Annotated in this window: 16 protein-coding genes; 10 read left to right on the top strand and 6 right to left on the bottom strand. The window is 44.1% G+C overall.

The window, feature by feature from the left end:
• Positions 1 to 130 precede the first annotated feature (130 nt).
• From R7190_RS17700 to R7190_RS17685, 4 genes are all read left to right on the top strand, one after another.
• On the top strand, positions 131 to 3,508 hold the full coding sequence (locus R7190_RS17700; RefSeq protein ID WP_186584420.1) for an AraC family transcriptional regulator: 3,378 nt from the start codon (positions 131 to 133) through the stop codon (positions 3,506 to 3,508).
• Between the two features lie 832 nt (positions 3,509 to 4,340).
• The gene (locus R7190_RS17695) at positions 4,341 to 4,568 is read left to right on the top strand and encodes a FeoA family protein (RefSeq protein WP_005382190.1); all 228 of its coding nucleotides are present in this window, start codon (positions 4,341 to 4,343) and stop codon (positions 4,566 to 4,568) included.
• Positions 4,568 to 6,844, top strand: coding sequence for a Fe(2+) transporter permease subunit FeoB (gene feoB / locus R7190_RS17690; RefSeq protein WP_186584419.1), 2,277 nt, complete (start codon positions 4,568 to 4,570; stop codon positions 6,842 to 6,844). Before R7190_RS17695 ends, feoB begins: the two co-directional genes overlap by 1 nt.
• Entirely contained in the window at positions 6,841 to 7,071 is a 231-nt protein-coding gene (locus tag R7190_RS17685) for a FeoC-like transcriptional regulator (RefSeq protein WP_005382192.1), read from the top strand. The genes feoB and R7190_RS17685 overlap by 4 nt, the downstream gene beginning before the upstream one ends.
• 108 nt (positions 7,072 to 7,179) lie before the next feature.
• Here the strand turns inward: R7190_RS17685 and R7190_RS17680 are convergent, their stop codons facing one another.
• The 3 genes from R7190_RS17680 to argS form a co-directional block, all read right to left on the bottom strand.
• Positions 7,180 to 7,701, bottom strand: a complete 522-nt coding sequence (locus R7190_RS17680; RefSeq protein WP_005382193.1) for a YqhA family protein — start codon at positions 7,699 to 7,701, stop codon at positions 7,180 to 7,182.
• Between the two features lie 150 nt (positions 7,702 to 7,851).
• Positions 7,852 to 8,280, bottom strand: coding sequence for an HIT family protein (locus R7190_RS17675; protein ID WP_005382194.1), 429 nt, complete (start codon positions 8,278 to 8,280; stop codon positions 7,852 to 7,854).
• Positions 8,281 to 8,404: 124 nt separating this feature from the next.
• The gene (gene argS / locus R7190_RS17670) at positions 8,405 to 10,138 is read right to left on the bottom strand and encodes an arginine--tRNA ligase (protein ID WP_005388349.1); all 1,734 of its coding nucleotides are present in this window, start codon (positions 10,136 to 10,138) and stop codon (positions 8,405 to 8,407) included.
• Positions 10,139 to 10,358: 220 nt separating this feature from the next.
• On the opposite strand from argS, the gene R7190_RS17665 reads away from it, so the two are divergent.
• Complete coding sequence (locus R7190_RS17665; RefSeq protein ID WP_017819945.1) at positions 10,359 to 10,955, top strand: VOC family protein; 597 nt, start codon at positions 10,359 to 10,361, stop codon at positions 10,953 to 10,955.
• Between the two features lie 72 nt (positions 10,956 to 11,027).
• Here R7190_RS17665 and R7190_RS17660 read toward each other — a convergent pair whose 3' ends face one another.
• From R7190_RS17660 to purU, 3 genes are all read right to left on the bottom strand, one after another.
• Positions 11,028 to 11,396: a hypothetical protein gene (locus R7190_RS17660; protein WP_017819944.1), complete on the bottom strand. Its 369-nt coding sequence runs from the start codon at positions 11,394 to 11,396 to the stop codon at positions 11,028 to 11,030.
• 4 nt (positions 11,397 to 11,400) lie between these two features.
• Positions 11,401 to 13,020 carry a S1 family peptidase gene (locus tag R7190_RS17655; protein ID WP_186584418.1) on the bottom strand — a complete coding sequence of 540 codons (1,620 nt, stop codon included), beginning with the start codon at positions 13,018 to 13,020 and terminating at the stop codon, positions 11,401 to 11,403.
• Positions 13,021 to 13,226: 206 nt separating this feature from the next.
• Complete coding sequence (purU, locus tag R7190_RS17650) at positions 13,227 to 14,060, bottom strand: formyltetrahydrofolate deformylase (protein ID WP_005382206.1); 834 nt, start codon at positions 14,058 to 14,060, stop codon at positions 13,227 to 13,229.
• A gap of 218 nt (positions 14,061 to 14,278) precedes the next feature.
• On the opposite strand from purU, the gene R7190_RS17645 reads away from it, so the two are divergent.
• From R7190_RS17645 to R7190_RS17625, 5 genes are read left to right on the top strand one after another with little or no spacing between them, the layout of a single operon-like run.
• Positions 14,279 to 16,219: an ATP-dependent DNA helicase gene (locus tag R7190_RS17645; RefSeq protein WP_005382210.1), complete on the top strand. Its 1,941-nt coding sequence runs from the start codon at positions 14,279 to 14,281 to the stop codon at positions 16,217 to 16,219.
• A gap of 29 nt (positions 16,220 to 16,248) precedes the next feature.
• Positions 16,249 to 16,950: a tRNA (adenosine(37)-N6)-threonylcarbamoyltransferase complex dimerization subunit type 1 TsaB gene (tsaB, locus tag R7190_RS17640; protein WP_017819943.1), complete on the top strand. Its 702-nt coding sequence runs from the start codon at positions 16,249 to 16,251 to the stop codon at positions 16,948 to 16,950.
• Positions 16,951 to 17,010: 60 nt separating this feature from the next.
• A complete protein-coding gene (locus tag R7190_RS17635) occupies positions 17,011 to 17,316 on the top strand; it encodes a hypothetical protein (RefSeq protein ID WP_017819942.1) in 306 nt (101 codons plus the stop codon).
• 41 nt (positions 17,317 to 17,357) lie between these two features.
• The gene (locus tag R7190_RS17630; RefSeq protein ID WP_005382214.1) at positions 17,358 to 17,915 is read left to right on the top strand and encodes a Slp family lipoprotein; all 558 of its coding nucleotides are present in this window, start codon (positions 17,358 to 17,360) and stop codon (positions 17,913 to 17,915) included.
• Between the two features lie 6 nt (positions 17,916 to 17,921).
• Entirely contained in the window at positions 17,922 to 18,776 is an 855-nt protein-coding gene (locus R7190_RS17625) for an alpha/beta fold hydrolase (RefSeq protein WP_005382215.1), read from the top strand.
• Positions 18,777 to 18,862: the final 86 nt, after the last annotated feature.

Raw genomic sequence — 18,862 nt, 5'->3', positions numbered from 1 at the left:
GCCTTTTCTCAGAAAGTAATTGAGATATCATTACCAATAATTATCAGCTCAAAATAACCGTATAAATCCATGTTTTACAAACGATGAACGGTCACTTTCAGAGCACAAATTGATACAAAAGGTTTTCGTCTTGCTACGCCAATTAGCCCTTGCTCTGTTGGGCTTTATCTTATCCTACCAAGCATTTGCGCTTCATAATGCAAATGCAATCTTTTACCCTTTGCCAACTCAGGCAAAGGGTACTTTTATCGCGGCTAAAAAGTTGTTCTTGGGTGAAAAGGGCGGTTTGTGGATTCATGACGTACACGGGAGAGTCCTGTTTTACGATGGTCAAACTATATTGCCTAAATCAGGTAGCTTCCTACAAACGTCGGCCAAGCAGTTGGCTTATCATAAAGGTGCTTTTTGGACCTTTATTGAAAATGAGGTCTATCGAACTTATCCAAATCAGGAGCGACGTTTAGTCTTTAGTTTAAATCCAGGCTCACAAATAAGAAAAATAGGGTCTTCAAAGAACTATATTTGGGTGAGTGATGGCGCGCATTTCTATACCTACAATATCGACACTAGCGAGTTAAACTCTTTCTCTCTATTGCAGCTCTATCAACATAGTAATAATAGCTACGTTTACATTAATGATGCGGTGCTAGTTGAAACGAAGTGGGCACTAGCAACGACTTCCGGCTTCTATCTTTCTGAAGGTGATAAGTTTGACCATGTCGCTGCCTCAGGTCAAAACTACATTGAGAAAGTCTATTATTCACACACGCGAAGAGAAATTTTGATAGGTACATTGCGTGGCGCTTTAATTTTCAACATTTACCAGCCTGATAAAGAAGTGATTAGAATTGGCGGCTCACATGTTTTGACATTCGCAGAGACAAATCAAGAGTATTGGGTGGGGACAGAGCATGGCCTTTATTTGTACTCATTTTTTTCAGGTGAGGTCACCGAAGTCGCGCCTGCAAGCTTTCTTGAGTTAGAGTTAGATAACACGAAGATTTATTCGTTGTTGAGCGACAATATGGGAGGGATGTGGATTGCGACTAACCAAGGTATTCGTTATTACTCGCTATTTAGTAAAAAATTTGAACGAGTGACCTTTAGTAGTTATGACTCACACACCCTATCAGGACGAATTCGGCAAACTATTGAAGGTCCTGATGGTGCGCTTTGGTTTGCTGATGACCGAAAGATTTATCGTTCAGGAAAGAGTGGGATTAACCAAGTCTTAGAGTTGGAGTCGCAGATCAATGAATTTGCGTTTCAAAACGGCATGCTTTGGCTTGCAACCTCAAAAGGGCTGGAAATATTTGAGCTAAATGGTCTCAACAAGATTACATTTCCTTATTTACAGGTTATGGCTGGACATGCCGTAGAGCATGTGACCGTTGATGGTGATGACCGTCTTTGGGTATCAAGCGGATACCATCTTTACAATGTTGATACTGCTGCACAAAGCGTACGAAACTTTGGAAGTGAGTGGCTAGTAAGTCAGTATTTGCCTGCTAAGGTTACGCGCCTATATGATACTGAAGACGCCCTATTAATAGGCACCGATCATGGCGTATACCAATACAGTAATGACAACATCCAGTTTATCCGTTTTTCAGAAAAGTTTGGTGAATCATTAGACATGACCACGGCGGTTGATGGCAGCCAGTGGTTTGCTTCATCTTATGGTGTGTTTAAAACTGATACACGAAGCGATGAAAAACGTGTTGTTGAAATGAGTGAGCCCAACGCCAGACCTGCTTGCTTGATCAGAGACAGGCAAGGTGTATGGTTAGCTTCCTCTGTCGGTTTAAGCTATTACCACCTTTCGGGTGAGTTAGTGAAACATTACTCATCGTCATCAGGCTTAATGAACAATGAGTTCCTCCCTGGTATTTGTAGCGTTATACAGCAGACAGAAATTGGTGAGCGAGAGCTTGTTCTGGGGTCGAAGTACGGACTCGTAAAAGCAGAAGCATCCAAGCTGCTTGTATCTAATCCCCCAGAGTCTAAGTTTATTGTTAGCCAAGTAGTGCTTGAAAATGAAGTTCTGCAAGTTGGTAGTGCCGATCTGAATGGGCTCACACTGCCATATGGATCTTCGCTGAGTTTTTTATTCGGTGTGATGCCAAAACCAGACAGTCAAAATTTGTACTATCGATTGAACAACGATGACCCATGGCAAACGTTAGAGGGGGGCCAACTGACACTCGAGCACCTTAGTTCCGGTGAATATCACTTGCAGGTCAGTAATGAGTCTCAAGTTGCCACTGGAGTCGTTGGTTTAGAATCTCACTTTATCGTCCTTCATCCTTGGTATCTATCGCGATTTGCTATTTTAGGCTTTGTCGTAGCTAGTATTGCGGTCGTCGCATTACTTGTTTTCTGGCGCTCTCGCTACGTTGTACAGGCTAACCGTGATCTAGCAGCTCAAGTGACTCTCAAAACGAATCAGTTAAGACATCAAAGTAGAGTGTTGCTTACGAGCAACCAGCAATTACGTAAACAGATTCAAGTTAGAAACCTACTCGTAGACCATGTAGCTCTATCCATAAAATCAAGCGTCGACTTTATTGTGGCGAAACTACCTATGCCTCTGGATACTGCGACAGAGGATCATTTGGCTAAAACGAATTGGCAGTTAAATGAACTCAAAAGTGTTCCAAGTGATGTAAGTGGTGGGAGTCAGAACTACAACTTGAGTCAGATAACTCAGTCAGTGGTTGATGTATGGCAAGATGACTTTGCAAAAGCGGGTATTTTGGTAGAGCTAGAAGATGAGAGCAAGCAGAGCCGGGTTGCTCTGGAAAGTTTTAATCTTGATGTTATTTTCAATAGCATTTTTGCCAATATCATCAAGCGCTCTTTCCGAGGTCAAACGGTTAGAATTATGCTAGAAGAGGGACATGATATTGTGTCATTGAGCTTTCTTGATTACGGGACGCAATTACCTAATAAAGTCGCGACTGGGCTTCCATCTAACTTAAATCACTCTGAGTTGAGTATTGACCACCTTGCCCAACTAGTGACAACGAGTGGTGGTTATTTGGCTGTCTTCTCTTCTGATGCTCAAAACAAAGTCGAGATTACATGGCCATCTGCGAAGGAAAGGAGTTATCTGGATGAACCGCAGCAAGAACTCAATCCTGTAACTATTGCAGAAGATCAAGTCGCACCAGAGAAAGAGTGGTTGCAAAAAGTCTATCAATTAGTGGCAGAGCATTACCATGATCCTGAATTTGGCACTGCGTCAGCCGCTAAAATGCTGTATATGTCTGAACGCTCTTTACAGAGACGTTTTAAATCTGCCTCGTCAAGAACGTTAAAAGACTATGTCACAGAGGTTCGTTTGGAAACGGCGTGTGAAAAGTTATTGGCGGGTGAGAAAATCAGTGAAGTCGCCTTTAACTGTGGCTTTAATGATCCATCTTACTTTAGCCAAAAGTTTAAGCTGCATTTTGGTTTGCCCCCTTCCAAGTTTGCTCTGACTCAAGAAAGCCAAGAAATTAACTAGAAAACCTTCATTATACGCTCCCTAATTAATAGTTAAGATGCTGGGGAGCTGCATACAGTGCTCTATTATTGCTGCAGTTGCTAACGCAGTAAGTTTCATTGTTTCTTCATCACATCTAGCCTACAAATCCATTCTCAACACGTAAGCACGATCACGTTCTATCTGTTAGTCGCGATGTTCATAGCAATAAGCATAAATGGCTTCAAGAGAATGATTTACTGATAGTTGCAACAAATAAATGACAGTTGTATTGCTGTATCAAAAGAGCGTTGTTCATTTGGGGGAGTGATGGCATGCGACATTCGTGAAAACGAAAACTGTGTTGAAAAGATGGATAAGGTAAAGAAGTTTTGAAAGAGGTGAAAAAAATATCGTGGTATAGCCGGGGGGACTATACCACGGGTGTCAAGGACACCTTCGCTTGCTGCCGGAGTGACATGTTGCCATGCCACCTCTGGAATTTATTAGAGAGGTTGCCCTCTCGATGGAGTAACTATACGAGAGGTTACTTATTTTTCTTATAAAAATAACGCCATGTTTATATGAGAAAAGCGACAACGTTTTGTTTTTTAATTAACCCACTGTTTTAATTTGCATTTTTTGTTTTCTATCTTGGTTTGTGACATTTTTGTTTCGTTAGGTGTCATTTTTAATTGTTAATTTTGACGTAAATAACGAGAGGAAATTTACGAAGTTAACGTTTGAAAGCGTGAAAACATTTACGGAATCTTTGATTTCACACAAGGATTGAAGGGGTATAGGGGAGTAATATTGGCAACCTAAACTTATTAAATAATAATATTTCTCATTAGCAATACTCTTAAGGGCCACTATGAAGTTATCAGAGATTAATCCTGGCGATACGGTGACGATTCGGTTGTTAGATGGTCTTTCATCAGATATCAGAAAGAAACTCATGGTAATGGGGCTGCTTCCCAATACAGAAGTCAAAGTGATTCGACGTGCGCCAATGGGCGATCCTTTACAAGTCGAAGTCCGTGGTGTGTCTGTCGCATTGCGAGAAACAATTGCTCAGAAAATTGAAGTGGAGCGAGTGTAATGCAATATCAAGTGCTAACCGTAGGTAACCCTAATAGTGGTAAAACGACGCTATTTAATGGTTTAACTGGCGCAAAACAGCAAGTTGGTAACTGGGCAGGCGTCACGGTTGAAAAGAAAACGGGACAATTCAAGCATGCTGGGGATGAGTTTTTGCTCACTGACCTTCCGGGTATTTACTCATTAGACAGTGGTAATGATAGTAATAGTATTGATGAATCCATCGCATCGCGTGCGGTTCTAACTCATCCTGCTGATCTCATTATTAACGTGGTGGATGCTACAAGTTTAGAGCGCAGCTTATATATGACGCTGCAACTTCGCGAACTTGGTCGCCCTATGATTGTTGTCCTCAACAAGATGGATGCGCTAAAGCGTGAACGTCAGATGATTAACGTTGCAGAGCTTGAGAAAACGTTAGGTTGTCCGGTTGTCAGTTTATCTGCAACCAATAAAACTCAAGTGGCAGAGTTTAGAGAAAAGCTCCATAAATCCATCGTTCAAGGAGTGCCACTTAAAGAATTGTCTTTGCATTACGGTGAGAAGATGGAGTCGGCAATTCAAACGGTTTCCGCACTTTTTAACGACCAAAACGTCGCTCATCGTGCACTAGCGATTCGTGCGCTTGAAAAAGACACAATGGTGCTCAATAGTCTTTCTGATATTGATAGAAGCAAAGTCTTGGAAGTCATTACGACGTTAGATTTGGATATCGATTTGCATGTCGCGGATACTAAGTACACGCATCTGCATGAACAGTGTAAAAAAGTTCGCCGAAGCGAAGGCAAGTTAAGTCGTAGTGTGACTGAAAGACTCGACCAGTTTATTTTGAACAAGTGGATTGGAATTCCTTTCTTCTTTGTTGTTATGTACCTGATGTTTATGTTCTCGATTAACATCGGTAGTGCATTTATCGACTTTTTTGACATTGGTGTGGGCGCATTGTTGGTTGATGGTGGGCATCACTTGTTAGACGGTCATTTGCCTGTGTGGTTAGTGACGGTTCTTGCTGATGGTATCGGTGGTGGTATCCAGACGGTTGCAACCTTCATTCCGGTTATCGCGTGTTTGTACCTGTTCCTAGCGGTACTTGAGAGCTCAGGTTACATGGCTCGTGCAGCATTCGTACTAGATAAAGTGATGCAGAAGATCGGCCTACCGGGCAAAGCATTTGTACCGTTGGTTCTTGGTTTTGGCTGTAACGTACCGTCAATCATGGCAACTCGTACTCTAGACCAAGAACGTGAGCGTAAACTGGCTGCATCTATGGCGCCATTTATGTCATGCGGTGCTCGTCTGCCTGTATACGCGCTATTTGCTGCGGCATTCTTCCCAGGTTCTGGCCAGAACATTGTATTCGCACTTTACCTACTTGGTATTGTGGCAGCGATCTTCACAGGTCTTTTCCTTAAGCACACGCTTTACCCAGGTAGCAGTGATAGCCTAGTAATGGAAATGCCAGACTATGAGCTTCCGACGCTACAAAACGTGGTGATCAAAACTTGGCAAAAGCTAAAGCGCTTTGTACTTGGTGCAGGTAAAACCATCGTTATCGTTGTTGCTATTCTGAGTTTCTTCAACTCATTGGGGACTGATGGCAGTTTTGGTAACGAAGACAGCGAAAACTCTGTGCTTTCTAAAGCAGCGCAAGTTGTGACTCCAGTATTCTCACCAATCGGTGTTCAAGAAGACAACTGGCCAGCGACCGTAGGTATCATTACTGGTATCTTCGCAAAAGAGGCGGTAGTTGGTACGCTGAACAGTCTATACACTACGCCAAGCGACGGTGAAGACGCAGAATTTGATCTAATGGGCAGCCTAGAAGAGGCAGTAATGAGTATCCCTGAAAACCTAGCCGGTTTGAGCTACTCAGATCCACTAGGTATTGAAGTGGGTGACTTAACTGACTCAAATGCCGTTGCAGAAGAGCAAGAAGTCGATGCTTCTATCTTCGGTAACATCAAATCGCAGTTTGCTTCTGGTAATGCCGCATTTGCTTACCTAATCTTTATCCTACTGTACACTCCTTGTGTGGCGGCGATGGGTGCTTACGTACGTGAGTTTGGTCATAAGTTCGCACGCTTTATCGCGGTTTGGACAATGGGCTTGGCTTACCTATGTGCGACGTTCTACAACCAATTGACGCATTTCGCAGATAGCCCAGTAACAAGTGGTATTTGGATGGCTGTGATCGTAGCTATCTTCTTTGGCACATACCGTGTGTTCAAACAAGTTGGTAAGAAACAAAACGGTGCATTAGAGGCGCAAGTAGCATGATTTTAAAAGAGCTTTATCAATACATTGCAGACAAAGGAACCGTCTCCCAGTCAGATCTGGCTAAACAGTTTGGGATGAGTGAAGATGGCGCCGACGCGATGTTAAACGTGTGGATTAAGAAGGGCAAAATTAGCCGCCTAGTCGACACTAATAAAGCTCATGACGTGACTCGTGTTCGCTACTCAGTGACTAAACAAGATGGTTTGTCTCTGACAGTCACCATGTAGCGACTATCAAAATTAGTCACCTAAAAATTATCACGTAAAAACGACAAAGCCGCATCAGCAATGATGCGGCTTTTATTTTGCTGGTTATTGTTTGTGAATACAGCGAAATTAATGTTCTTCAGAGTGTTTAGTCGCGCCTAACTCTAGGAACTTTAAACCAAGACTTAAAACTAAAATCGAAATAGGTAATGTTAAGATCGTCCAATCTAAGCTGTCGAAGTTAATCAGCACGAGCTCTAAGAACTTCACAAACAAGATCACGATGATGACTTCAGCCAAAATGTTTTTTAGATGGCCGATGTTTGGGGTTCTGATCCAATGCAAAACCGACTGCTCTTGTGTTTTCGCTTTAGCTTTGTTGGAAATAAATAGTGTGTAGATGCCGTGAGCAAAGATGAACAAAACTAGTGCGACAAGAAACGTATCCAGTGACTTGATCAAATAAGCGATCGCGATGTCTGCTTTATCTAAATGTGCGAGTGCTTCTGGAGGTGTTTGATTGAGAATGAAGACCGCAAATGCCGAATAGGTTTTTGCTGCACCCATAAGAAAAAGCAAGAATGAAGCAGCCATAGAACAGATAATGGCGATCCAGCTGACGTATCGGAATGTGTTGAAGACTTGTTTCATGATGACCCTCTCTAACTGAGCTGGTAGTCTAAACAAGTTTTATTTTAGTGATAATCCCAGAAAAATGAGAAAGATTGTTACAAATACGTATTAATCTTTCTCTGTCTATTTCAGCCGTATTCAAAGGCGAATTATTTTCGCTAGCAGTGCTTATGCTTTTTGGAAAATAGAACTCAGTGACAGCACATTTTTAATGCGACCAAGCAATTCGTTTTGCTCTTCTTCTGTACGGAATTCACCTTTGGTGTTACCCCAAACCGGTCCCGGCCATGCTACGTCATCTTTGAAGCGAGCAATATGGTGAATGTGCAGCTGTGGCACCATATTACCTAGCGCACCAAGGTTTAGCTTGTCTGGACGGAATGTTGCTTCCAGTGCTTGGCTTACCGCTTGAGACTCTAGCAAAAACTGTTGCTGTTCTTGCATTGGCAAGTGGTGAAGCTCTTTTAGGTTTGCACGTTTAGGGACCAAGATAACCCATGGCACGGCGTTATCTTTATGCAGAAGCGCCACACACAGTGGGAAGTGGCCGATAACGGTGGTGTCTTTTGCCAGTTGAGGGTGCAGTTCAAAACTCATTATGTTGTCCGATTTGAATTGAATGACATCAGTATACGCCAGATAAAACAAAAGGTTGACGCTTTCACGTCAACCTTTGTCATCATTTAGCTTGTGCTACTTAAGCTACCTACGTAAAAGCGGATTACATACGCTCTAGAGTATCAATACCTAGTAGAGACAGACCTTGCTTGATGGTCTTCGCTGTTAGCGCAGCTAGTTTCAGACGGCTTTGTTTCACAGCTTCGTCTTCAGCAACTAGGATAGGGCACGCTTCGTAGAAACTAGAGAACTGACCTGCTAGTTCGAATAGGTAGCTACACATGATGTGCGGTTGGCCTTCGCGAGCGACAGATTGAACCGCTTCTTCGAACTGCATAAGTTTAGCAATAAGTGCTTTCTCTTTCTCATCAGTGATTTTGATGTCGCCTTGGAGAGCGTCCATAGCAACACCAGCTTTAGCGAAAATAGAAGCTACGCGAGTGTATGCATATTGCATGTATGGTGCTGTGTTACCTTCAAACGCTAACATGTTGTCCCAATCGAACACGTAGTCAGTCGTACGGTGTTTAGATAAGTCAGAGTATTTAACCGCTGCCATTGCAACTGTTTTAGAGATCTTCTCTTTTTCTTCCGCATCTAGCTCAGGGTTTTTAGATTCGATCAGTTGTGCTGCACGAACTTCTGCTTCATCTAGAAGGTCGGCAAGGCGAACGGTACCACCCGCACGAGTCTTGAATGGCTTACCATCTTTACCAAGCATCATGCCGAACGCGTGGTGCTCAAGAGATACTGACTCAGGTACGTAGCCTGCCTTACGAACAATTGTCCAAGCTTGCATTAGGTGCTGGTGTTGACGTGAGTCGATGAAGTAAAGCACACGGTCTGCGCTTAGCTCTTCATAACGATATTTTGCACATGCGATGTCTGTTGTTGTGTATAGGAAACCGCCATCGCGTTTTTGAACGATAACGCCCATTGGTTCGCCATCTTTGTTCTTGTATTCATCTAGGAATACAACTTGCGCGCCATCATCTTCAACGGCAAGACCTTGTTCTTTTAGGTCTGCAACGATCTTAGGAAGCATGTCGTTGTACATGCTCTCGCCCATCACGTCGTCACGAGTCAGTGACACGTTTAGACGGTCGTAGTTGCGCTGGTTTTGGATCATGGTTACATCAACGAGTTTTTTCCACATTTCTGCACAGTACTCGTCACCGCTTTGCAGTTTCACAACGTAGTTTCGCGCCTTTACTGCGAAGTCTTCATCTTCATCGTACAGCTTTTTCGATTCGCGGTAGAAGCCTTCAAGGTCCGCAAGCTCCATAGAAACTTCGCCAGACTCTTGTTGTACACGTTCAAGGTTTGCGATAAGCATACCGAACTGAGTACCCCAGTCGCCGATGTGGTTCGCACGGATCACTTTGTGACCTAGGAACTCAAGAGTACGTACCACCGCATCACCGATGATGGTTGAACGTAGGTGACCAACGTGCATTTCTTTAGCTACGTTTGGTGCAGAGTAGTCAGCAACGATAGTTTGAGCTTCGTCTGCTGCAACGCCAAGACGTGAGTCAGCCAGTGCTGCTTCCGCTTGTTTTGCTAGGAACTCTTCGCTTAGGAAAATGTTGATGAAACCAGGACCAGCGATTTCTGTCTTGCTTGCAATACCATCTAGGTCTAGAACATCCAGTACTTTCTGTGCAAATTCTCGTGGGTTAGTACCCAGTTTTTTAGCAACGCCCATTACGCCGTTTGCTTGGTAGTCACCAAATTGTGGCTTTGCTGATTGGCGTACTGCCGCAGGACTGCCTGCAGGTGCGCCAGCGGCTTCTAGAGCCTGAGATACTTTGTCATTAATAAGTGCTTGGATATTCACACGCGTTTCCTTCAATTCAAGGACGAAGAACTCGGCGAAGTAAGTGCCGAGTTCTGTTGGAGTTCACAAAAATGGGGCTAATGATAACAACTTTATTGCTTTTCATACAGAGAGGAATTGGGGAAATTTATACTTTTTCGATTGAATGGAAATGTGGTTTGGTTTGCGTTTACTATTGCGCTCAGAGTAATGAGATAAATCGCCCCATAAGAGAGCCACAATGACGACTCAACTAGTTGAAAAACGCCTAGCGCCTAAATTGATGATCCAAGATCTGGATGCATTTATGGCGAAGATTGAAGAGCTTGCATCCCTGTTAAAACTGGATCTGAGCTTTGCTCAAGCTGACCATATTGCGCTGCGAATTAATGATACTGAAACAGCAAAAGCCGCGCATGAAGCATGGAATCAATACGGTAAGGTGATTTCACAAGCGAAAATCAACGGTCGCCCAATCATCGTTATCGAATTCGATAAAGCGTTGGAAAGCCGTGGTTGGAAGATTGAGTGTCTGGAACTGCCATACCCTGCGGAAGGCAAAATCTACCCAAATGAAAGCTGGGAACATGTGGAGTTTGTGATTCCGTCTCATGCCGAAACTGCAGACGAGTTTCTTGCTGATTTGAAACACACTTACCCAGCGTTTGGCGCGCGTTTTAATGAGTTGGAAGAGCTGGGTGTGAAGATCAAACTGTCGAGCCCGAAAGGGGATGGCGAACGCTTGAATAACCCAACAGTGGCGTTTAAGTACCAAGGCATTTGTATCAAACTGCACCCGCATTCACTTAAGCGTATTGTGGAGTCTGAGCAGGCGTAAAACGCTAGGGTGAGAATTGCTGAGTTGCGATAGGCAAAAAGGGAGCCGAGGCTCCCTTTCGTAAGCGAATCACTATTTAGCCAGTGACTTGCTTTTTGGGTTGGTAATGGAAAGTTTTTTGCCTTTCAACTCTTCATCTAAAGGCAGTGTAAAAGTTTTGGCAAACGGCATTCGTTTACAATGATCCGCCTTGTCTCTAACGATAGTAATAAGAGCTTCTGTCTGTGAGCTTTGCTCTATTTTTAGGCTAAAGTCCTCGTTTTCACTGCAGCCGTTAGACTCTGTGATAAATGAAATTTGACTCTCACTTGTCCTATAAGTCTCTACCATCATTGCTTGGTGCTCAGACGTCTGGTTTGTTTGCAGTCCTGCGTTTGCTGAACATGCAGTTAAACTGATAGTGCCCAAACCAAGTAGGAATATCTTGAGTCTATGTTTCATCTCGTTACCTTTTTTTGCGTCGTACGAATGAACCTGCAGCCATTAACACCAGTAGGCCAATAGATAAACTGCCGCCTGAACTAGACTTTTTATTAACGTCGTTACCAGCATCGCCCGTATTATCTGTGCTGACTGACATATTTATGTTGCGAACAAATGCTTGCGCGCTGTAAATGCCACTTGAAAACGGGTGTTGGACGTATTCAAACGTTATCGTATTAGATGCTTTGTAAAGATCGATCTGGATCTCTTTATAATCGAGGAGTTGGTTGGTGCTATCGTAAATTTCACCATTAACTAAGATGAACAAGTAATCAAAACCATCGGACATTACTTTGAGATCCATGGTAAGTTTGCCCTTCGGAAGATCGGTCAAAACCAGCTCAGATACACCAGGATAAGCTCCCATATCCGCTGATTGCAGTTCACCATTTTCAGCCGTCCAAGCGTTTTGACCGGTATAAACATTTGCGTCTGCTAGCGGAATGGCATTACGCACTGATCTGCTTGCTTTATCTACACCTGAATACTCGAAAGTTGTTGTGAGTCTGGACAGTTTCGGATGATCGGTAAAGAGCTCTATCGTTGTTTCTGATCCCGAATAGCTAGGTTGGTAGCCGACGGTAATTTGACAGCTTTGCGAAGGCTTTAAGGTACCAGTACAAGTGCTTTTCTCGATGGTACTTCCGTATGATATTGTGCTTTGGTAGATGTTGAATGGGATAGTATCGTCATTACGAATAGTAAAGGTCTCTTGCTGCGCTTTTCGCTCAACGAAACGAAGATCTCGGTACTTAGTGAAGCTGATAGTATTGCGATGGCTATCTATCCATCCATTGTGTTGAAAATGAGCGACGTTGGCGTAAACACCATAAGCGTTTGGTTGAGCACATCCATCCCCCCAGCTGACCACGCCTAGCAATTTGTTGATACCGTTATCATCAACGATGAGTGGACCGCCGCTATCTCCTTGGCAGCTATCTTTTCCTCCCCAATAGTATCCCGCACAGATGCCATCATCTGATACATTAGAGTAGTTTCCTTTTAGGTTTTGGCAGGTCTCTCGATCCACATACTCTAAATCAACTTGTTGTAAAACAGCCGGAAATTCCCTTCCTGTCGTAGAGGTGTTTCCCCATCCTGCGACATGTACTTTATCTCCTGCGCGTACGTTAGCTAGAACTTCTGGCGTTGCAAGAGCAATAGTCGCGCTGTCGACACTGCGTTCCAACTCAATAAGAGCAATGTCATTGTTCGTTGTTATGTTGTTATATTCATCATGTGAATAGATATTTTTAATGGCGATGCGCTGTGCTTGAGACTCTCTGTTTTTGTCATAAAGACCAAGAACGATATCCAGATCGTCCGCATTAAGACCTTCCACACAGTGCGCAGCAGTTAATACGTATTTTCCACCTAGGAAACTGCCACCACAAAAGTGACCAATAGATGTAGGTTGTCCTTTACGTACCAGTGAAGCAATAAATTTCCAGTCGGAAGTGTTGGCAGGTTCGCCGCCGATAATGCGAGTGGATACATCATTCTGAACAGGCTCAAGAGTATCTGCGATTGTGGTTGCTGGTAAAGTCAGCCCAATCAGAAAAGCCACTAACGTTTTTTTCATTTTAATTCCGTAATATTAACGTGGTTTATTATAAGGAGGGCAAATGATAAACGGAATCATTCTCTCAGTAAATAGTTGTGGAGAAATGAAAAATTATAACGTATCGGTTTAACTTTGATGGTTAGAATTGGAGGGGGGATCTTCTGAAAAGATGAAACCCGCCAAGTTGGACGGGTTTCACTATCGTTGTAACTAGTACGGAGGGATTACAGGATCACTGTCTTATTCCCATAAACAAAGACGTGGTCATTGATCACTTTATTCAAAGCCTTACTCAATACGTTCTTCTCTACATCGCGTCCCGCTTGCGCCATATCTTGGGCATTGAATGTATGGTCGACAGGAATTACGTCTTGCTTGATGATCGGCCCTTCATCTAAATCATTAGTCACGAAGTGTGCTGTTGCACCGATGATTTTCACACCGCGATCGTAAGCTTGTTGATATGGCTTCGCGCCAATAAAAGCAGGTAAGAAGCTGTGATGAATATTAATGATTTTGTGGTGATATTTCTCAACAAACGTCGGCGTTAATACGCGCATGTATTTAGCTAGCACCAAAAAGTCAGCATCGTATTGATCGATCACTTCTAGCATCTTCTGCTCGTGTTCTTCACGGCTAAGGTTTTCATGGGTCACATGGTGGTAAGGAATGTCGAAGCGCTCAGTGAGAGTTTGCAGTTTGTCGTAATTCCCCACCACAGCGGCGATCTCAACATCTAGGCTTCCATCGTAGGTTTTCATCAGAATATCGCCTAAACAATGCGCTTCTTTTGTGACGAGAATGACGATGCGCTTACGGCGAGAGCCAACCAATTTACGCTTAGCACCTTGCGGGAGAGCTTGGTCCAAGTCGGCAAGAAACGTTTGATCGTTGAAGTATCCCTCTAGCTCCGTTCTCATGAAAAAGTGACCACTGGTATTATCAACAAATTCGTTATTGTGAACGATGTTGAGTTGGTGCTTGTAACAGATATTAGTAATTTTCGAGATGAGACCCGGGGCGTCAGAACAGTGGGTCAACAGTGTTTTCTTTTCCATAAATCAGGTACTTCCATGCATTAATATTTTAGCGTACGAATTTGTTATTATTCCCTGGCGGGTGTAACTGTACTGCCATGTTTCACCATAAATAATCTATTCTTACGTTGGTTTCAACAAAATATCCGCGTGTCGCCGCAAGCTGGTCAGATTGTGGGCTGATGTCACTCCTATTCCTCTGATATACTCTCGATAATTTTTCAAACTCAATACCAAGCATGATCGCAAAAACTTTTTCCTCTGATGGCGCGTTAGGTAAGGCCATTCCTGGCTTTCAAGCTCGTCAGCCACAAATCGATATGGCGGAAGCCGTCAGCAGTGCGATCAAAGATCAAACCCAGTTGGTGGTGGAGGCAGGAACCGGAACCGGTAAGACCTTCGCCTACCTAGTCCCTGCGCTGTTGAGCGGTAAAAAAGTGATTATCAGTACAGGCTCGAAAAACTTGCAAGAGCAGTTGTACCATCGGGACTTACCGCTCATGGTCAATGCGCTTGGTTTTTATGGTCAAGTGGCGTTATTAAAAGGGCGTTCTAATTATCTGTGTTTGGATCGTTTGAGCCGCCAAATGGTCGAAAGCCACACCAATGAATCTGACCCGACGTTATTAACTCAACTGGTTAAAGTGCGTGCTTGGTCATCAGAAACCAAAACAGGTGACCTTGGGGATTGTGATGATCTGCCAGAAGACAGCATGATCATTCCGACCATCACCTCAACCAATGATAACTGTTTAGGTAAAGAATGTCCGAGCTACACTGATTGCTTTGTATTGAAAGCGCGTAAGCGAGCCATGGATTCCGACATTGTTGTAGTGAACCATCACTTGTTTCTTGCTGATTTAGCGATTAAAGAAACAGGATTTGGTGAACTGATTCCAGAAGCCGATGTGTTTATTTTTGATGAAGCTCATCAGTTGCCAGATATTGCGAGCGAATATTTCGGCCAGTCAGTTTCAAGCCGCCAAATTCACGATCTTGCCAAAGACATTGAAATAGCCTATCGCACCGAAGCCAAAGATATGCGTCAATTGCAAAAAGTGGGCGACAAACTCATGCAAAGCGCAATGGACATGCGGATTGTATTGGGTGAGCCAGGCTTTCGTGGCAACTGGCGTGAGGCGTTGCAATCAGGTTCTATTAAGCGAGAATTATTGCGCTTAACTGACAGCCTCGAATTGGCGATTGATGTACTCAAAATAGCCTTAGGGCGCAGTCAATTACTGGATACCGCCTTTGAACGAGCCAATTTGATCAAAGGCCGTATCGACCGGGTATGTGATGTCGATATTACCGGTTACTCATACTGGTACGATACCTCGCCTCGTCATTTCGCTCTGCACATTACGCCTCTTTCTGTCGCGGACAAGTTCCATGAGCAAATAGAGATTAAACAAGGCGCGTGGATTTTCACGTCAGCAACCCTAGCCGTATCGGGCGACTTCAAGCACTTTACTGAGCGCCTTGGCCTCAAGCCTACAAAGCAATTTTCTCTGCCGTCCCCCTTTGATTATCAAAAACAAGCGCGCCTTTGTGTGCCAAGGTATTTGCCAGAGCCAAACAGTAACGGCTTAGCGGATAAGTTAGTCCGAATGCTTGCTCCGGTGATTGAAGAAAATGATGGTCGCTGCTTCTTTTTATGTACCTCGCACAGCATGATGCGTGAACTAGGTGAGAAGTTCCGAGAAGTACTTGAGCTGCCTGTGTTAATGCAAGGGGAGATGAGTAAGCAGAAAACCTTGGCGGAGTTTATGGAACTGGGTAACGCTTTACTCGTGGCGACGGGCGCTTTCTGGGAAGGGATTGATGTTAGAGGTGATGCGCTGAGCTGTGTTATTATCGACAAATTACCGTTTACCGCCCCTGACGATCCGTTACTCAAAGCCCGTATCGAGGATTGTCGATTACGTGGCGGTGAACCATTTGCTGAAGTACAAATCCCGGATGCAGTGATTACGTTAAAGCAGGGAGTCGGGCGATTAATTCGAGATCAGAAGGATCACGGTGCGTTGATCATTTGTGATAATCGCCTCGTCACGCGAGACTATGGTGGTATTTTCCTCGGAAGTCTACCACCTATCCCAAGGACGCGAGACTTAGATGGAATCAAAGCATTCCTGAAAGCAGAACAATCTGTCACAGACGCAAGTGCTGAGGCATAACCCAATAAATGAGAGTTGTAGAGAGTTAAATGAGCGCAAAAATTCTTGCTATCGATACAGCGACTGAAAACTGTTCAGTTGCGTTGTTGGCTAATGATCAAGTGATTTCACGTAGCGCGGTTGCACCACGCGATCACACCAAAAAAGTACTGCCAATGGTTGATGAAGTACTCAAAGAAGCTGGCCTGACTCTACAAGAGCTGGATGCGTTAGCGTTTGGACGTGGTCCAGGTAGCTTTACTGGCGTTCGTATCGGTATTGGTATCGCACAAGGTTTGGCGTTCGGTGCTGACTTACCTATGATCGGCGTTTCAACGCTGGCTGCAATGGCTCAAGGTAGCTATCGCTTACATGGTGTGACCGATGTCGCTGTGGCTATTGACGCACGTATGGGTGAAGTTTACTGGGCACGTTACACTCGCCAAGCAAACGGTGAGTGGGCAGAGATGGATGCAGAGTGCGTAATTCCACCAGCACGTCTCGTTGAAGAAGCACAAGCAGACGACAAAACGTGGACGACAGCAGGTACTGGTTGGGATGCTTACCAAGAAGTATTAGCAGACCTACCGTTTAATTTGACGCATAGTGACGTTCTGTACCCTGATTCACAAGACATCGTGATTCTTGCTGAACAAGAATTTAAAAAGGGTAATACCGTGCCGGTCGAAGATTCGAGCCCTGTTTATTTACGTGATAATGTGACATGGAAAAAACTTCCTGGTCGCGAATAGTCCGTTTTTCATTAACCTGACAAAAAGCAGGGCGTTTGCCCTGTATTTTTATGGAGTGCTATGGCGTCGATTAATGGCTTGCCTCCTTCTTTGATTCCCGGTGCAAATCGCACTCATAAAGCCAGTCAAAAGAAGCAGGTAAATAAATCACAAACAAAGCAGCCTGTAGGTCAGCCTTCAAAGGTTGCTAACGCCGTGGCGCACTCCATAAAACACGTGGATGAGTCCCAAATTCACCGAGCTCAAGTGCAATATGACCTTCCTGAAGGGGGCGCACGTAAAGCAATGGAGCAGTACATGGATGTCATGAATCGAGCTAAAAAAGAGGAACTGGCTCAATTACTTGGTGTCGATATTTACGTGTGAGATCTCCCCAGCTTGGGGTTACTAATATTGAAAGGTGGTTTATGAAGGTTTTTGGACGGTTTTTTCTCGCATTATTTGCTACGGTTGGTTTGTCTGCGTGTAGCTCTTTGCCAGAGGAGCTAAATGCAAGCACAGAATTGGTCGTTACAGACTATAAAGCGTTTGCTGAGTCTCAGGGGCAAGTGAGTGAAGATGTTCGCCTTGGTGGAATCATCGCTAAAGTGGATAACTTTAAAGATAAAACGCGTCTAGAGATTGTAAACCTTCCTATCAGTAAGTCTGGTAAACCTGATATTGATGAAGAGCCTACGGGGCGTTTTGTCGCCTATTTTGATGGCTATTTAGAGCCTGTCGCCTTTAGTGAAGGCCGTTTGGTGACGGTTGTAGGCAAAGGAGCAGGGGAAGAAGAAGGAAAGATCGGTGAGCACGGTTACATCTTCCCAGTAATTAAGGGGGAAGGGTACCGTTTATGGAAAATTGAAGAACGTGTACGCATGTATGACTCGCCAACCTACTTTTACCCATGTTACTCGATTAACTGCCGCATGTGGCGTAATGATTTCCCGCAAGACGGTAAAGTGATAAAACAGGTCAAATAATCTGCGATGCATGAGCGTCAATTCGAGCTTCCTGCCGGCAAAATGGCAGCCCTTGAGATAGGGAACGAGAAAACGGCTGACTTGTCAGTCGTTTTTCTTCATGGGTGGTTAGATAATGCGGGCAGCTTTAAAGCGCTCATGGAGCAGTTGAATCAACTTAATCCTCACTTACACCTCCTCGCCATCGATCATTTTGGTCACGGTTTATCGAGTCATAAATCTCACGATAATTATTACCCCTTTCACGACTATATTGCCGATTTGTATCAGTTTTTGGACGAATTATCACCAAACAGACTGATATTAGTAGGGCATTCACTTGGTGCTTTAATCGCAAGTTGCTATAGTGCAGCGTTTCCAGAGCAGGTCGAAGCTCTTGTGCAAATTGAGGGAGCAGGACCTCTTCATGAGGATCCTACTAACAGTTTGCCTCGTCTTCGCGATGGCGTTTTAAGTCGAATAAGACAGCAAAACAAGCCAGAGCGAGCCATTGCCTCCTTCGATCTGGCGTTAAAATTACGCATGCAAGCCAACCAATTAACCGCTGAGCAACTTCTACCGATAGTCGAGCGTGGAACAGAGCAGCGAGGAGATAAATGGTATTGGCGGCATGACGCCAAGTTAAAATGTGCGTCGCTTTACCGAATGGCGCAAGCGCATGCTAACTCGATTACCAGCCAAATACGTTGTCCTCATTTGATTGTATTAGGCGATCAAGGATTTCAGAATTTACCATCTAACCAAGCTGATTGGGGAGAGAACCCACCGCAAGTGGTTTCTGTCAAGGGTGGTCATCACTGTCATTTAGAGCAAATACTCGAGGTCGCAACGCGAATTCTTGGTGTAGTTAACAAAATTTAAACAAGTGTTTGAGAGTTGCGTGCTCAAGCACGTTCGCTGTGCTGTAATAGCTTTCAAAATAAAAAGGACGCTATTTTTTAGCCAGT

Source organism: Vibrio sp. 1078-1, from assembly GCF_033340475.1.
Note: the sequence above shows the minus strand (reverse complement) of the source record. Positions and strands in the feature narration are given on the sequence as shown.

Excerpts from the sequence above, each read along its gene's own strand:
- R7190_RS17695 (WP_005382190.1), top strand. The coding sequence starts at position 4,341 with ATGAAGTTATCAGAGATTAATCCTGGCGATACGGTGACGATTCGGTTG.
- feoB (WP_186584419.1), top strand. The coding sequence starts at position 4,568 with ATGCAATATCAAGTGCTAACCGTAGGTAACCCTAATAGTGGTAAAACG.
- R7190_RS17685 (WP_005382192.1), top strand. The coding sequence starts at position 6,841 with ATGATTTTAAAAGAGCTTTATCAATACATTGCAGACAAAGGAACCGTC.
- R7190_RS17680 (WP_005382193.1), bottom strand. The coding sequence starts at position 7,701 with ATGAAACAAGTCTTCAACACATTCCGATACGTCAGCTGGATCGCCATT.
- R7190_RS17675 (WP_005382194.1), bottom strand. The coding sequence starts at position 8,280 with ATGAGTTTTGAACTGCACCCTCAACTGGCAAAAGACACCACCGTTATC.
- R7190_RS17665 (WP_017819945.1), top strand. The coding sequence starts at position 10,359 with ATGACGACTCAACTAGTTGAAAAACGCCTAGCGCCTAAATTGATGATC.
- R7190_RS17660 (WP_017819944.1), bottom strand. The coding sequence starts at position 11,396 with ATGAAACATAGACTCAAGATATTCCTACTTGGTTTGGGCACTATCAGT.
- R7190_RS17655 (WP_186584418.1), bottom strand. The coding sequence starts at position 13,020 with ATGAAAAAAACGTTAGTGGCTTTTCTGATTGGGCTGACTTTACCAGCA.
- purU (WP_005382206.1), bottom strand. The coding sequence starts at position 14,060 with ATGGAAAAGAAAACACTGTTGACCCACTGTTCTGACGCCCCGGGTCTC.
- R7190_RS17645 (WP_005382210.1), top strand. The coding sequence starts at position 14,279 with ATGATCGCAAAAACTTTTTCCTCTGATGGCGCGTTAGGTAAGGCCATT.
- tsaB (WP_017819943.1), top strand. The coding sequence starts at position 16,249 with ATGAGCGCAAAAATTCTTGCTATCGATACAGCGACTGAAAACTGTTCA.
- R7190_RS17635 (WP_017819942.1), top strand. The coding sequence starts at position 17,011 with ATGGCGTCGATTAATGGCTTGCCTCCTTCTTTGATTCCCGGTGCAAAT.
- R7190_RS17630 (WP_005382214.1), top strand. The coding sequence starts at position 17,358 with ATGAAGGTTTTTGGACGGTTTTTTCTCGCATTATTTGCTACGGTTGGT.
- R7190_RS17625 (WP_005382215.1), top strand. The coding sequence starts at position 17,922 with ATGCATGAGCGTCAATTCGAGCTTCCTGCCGGCAAAATGGCAGCCCTT.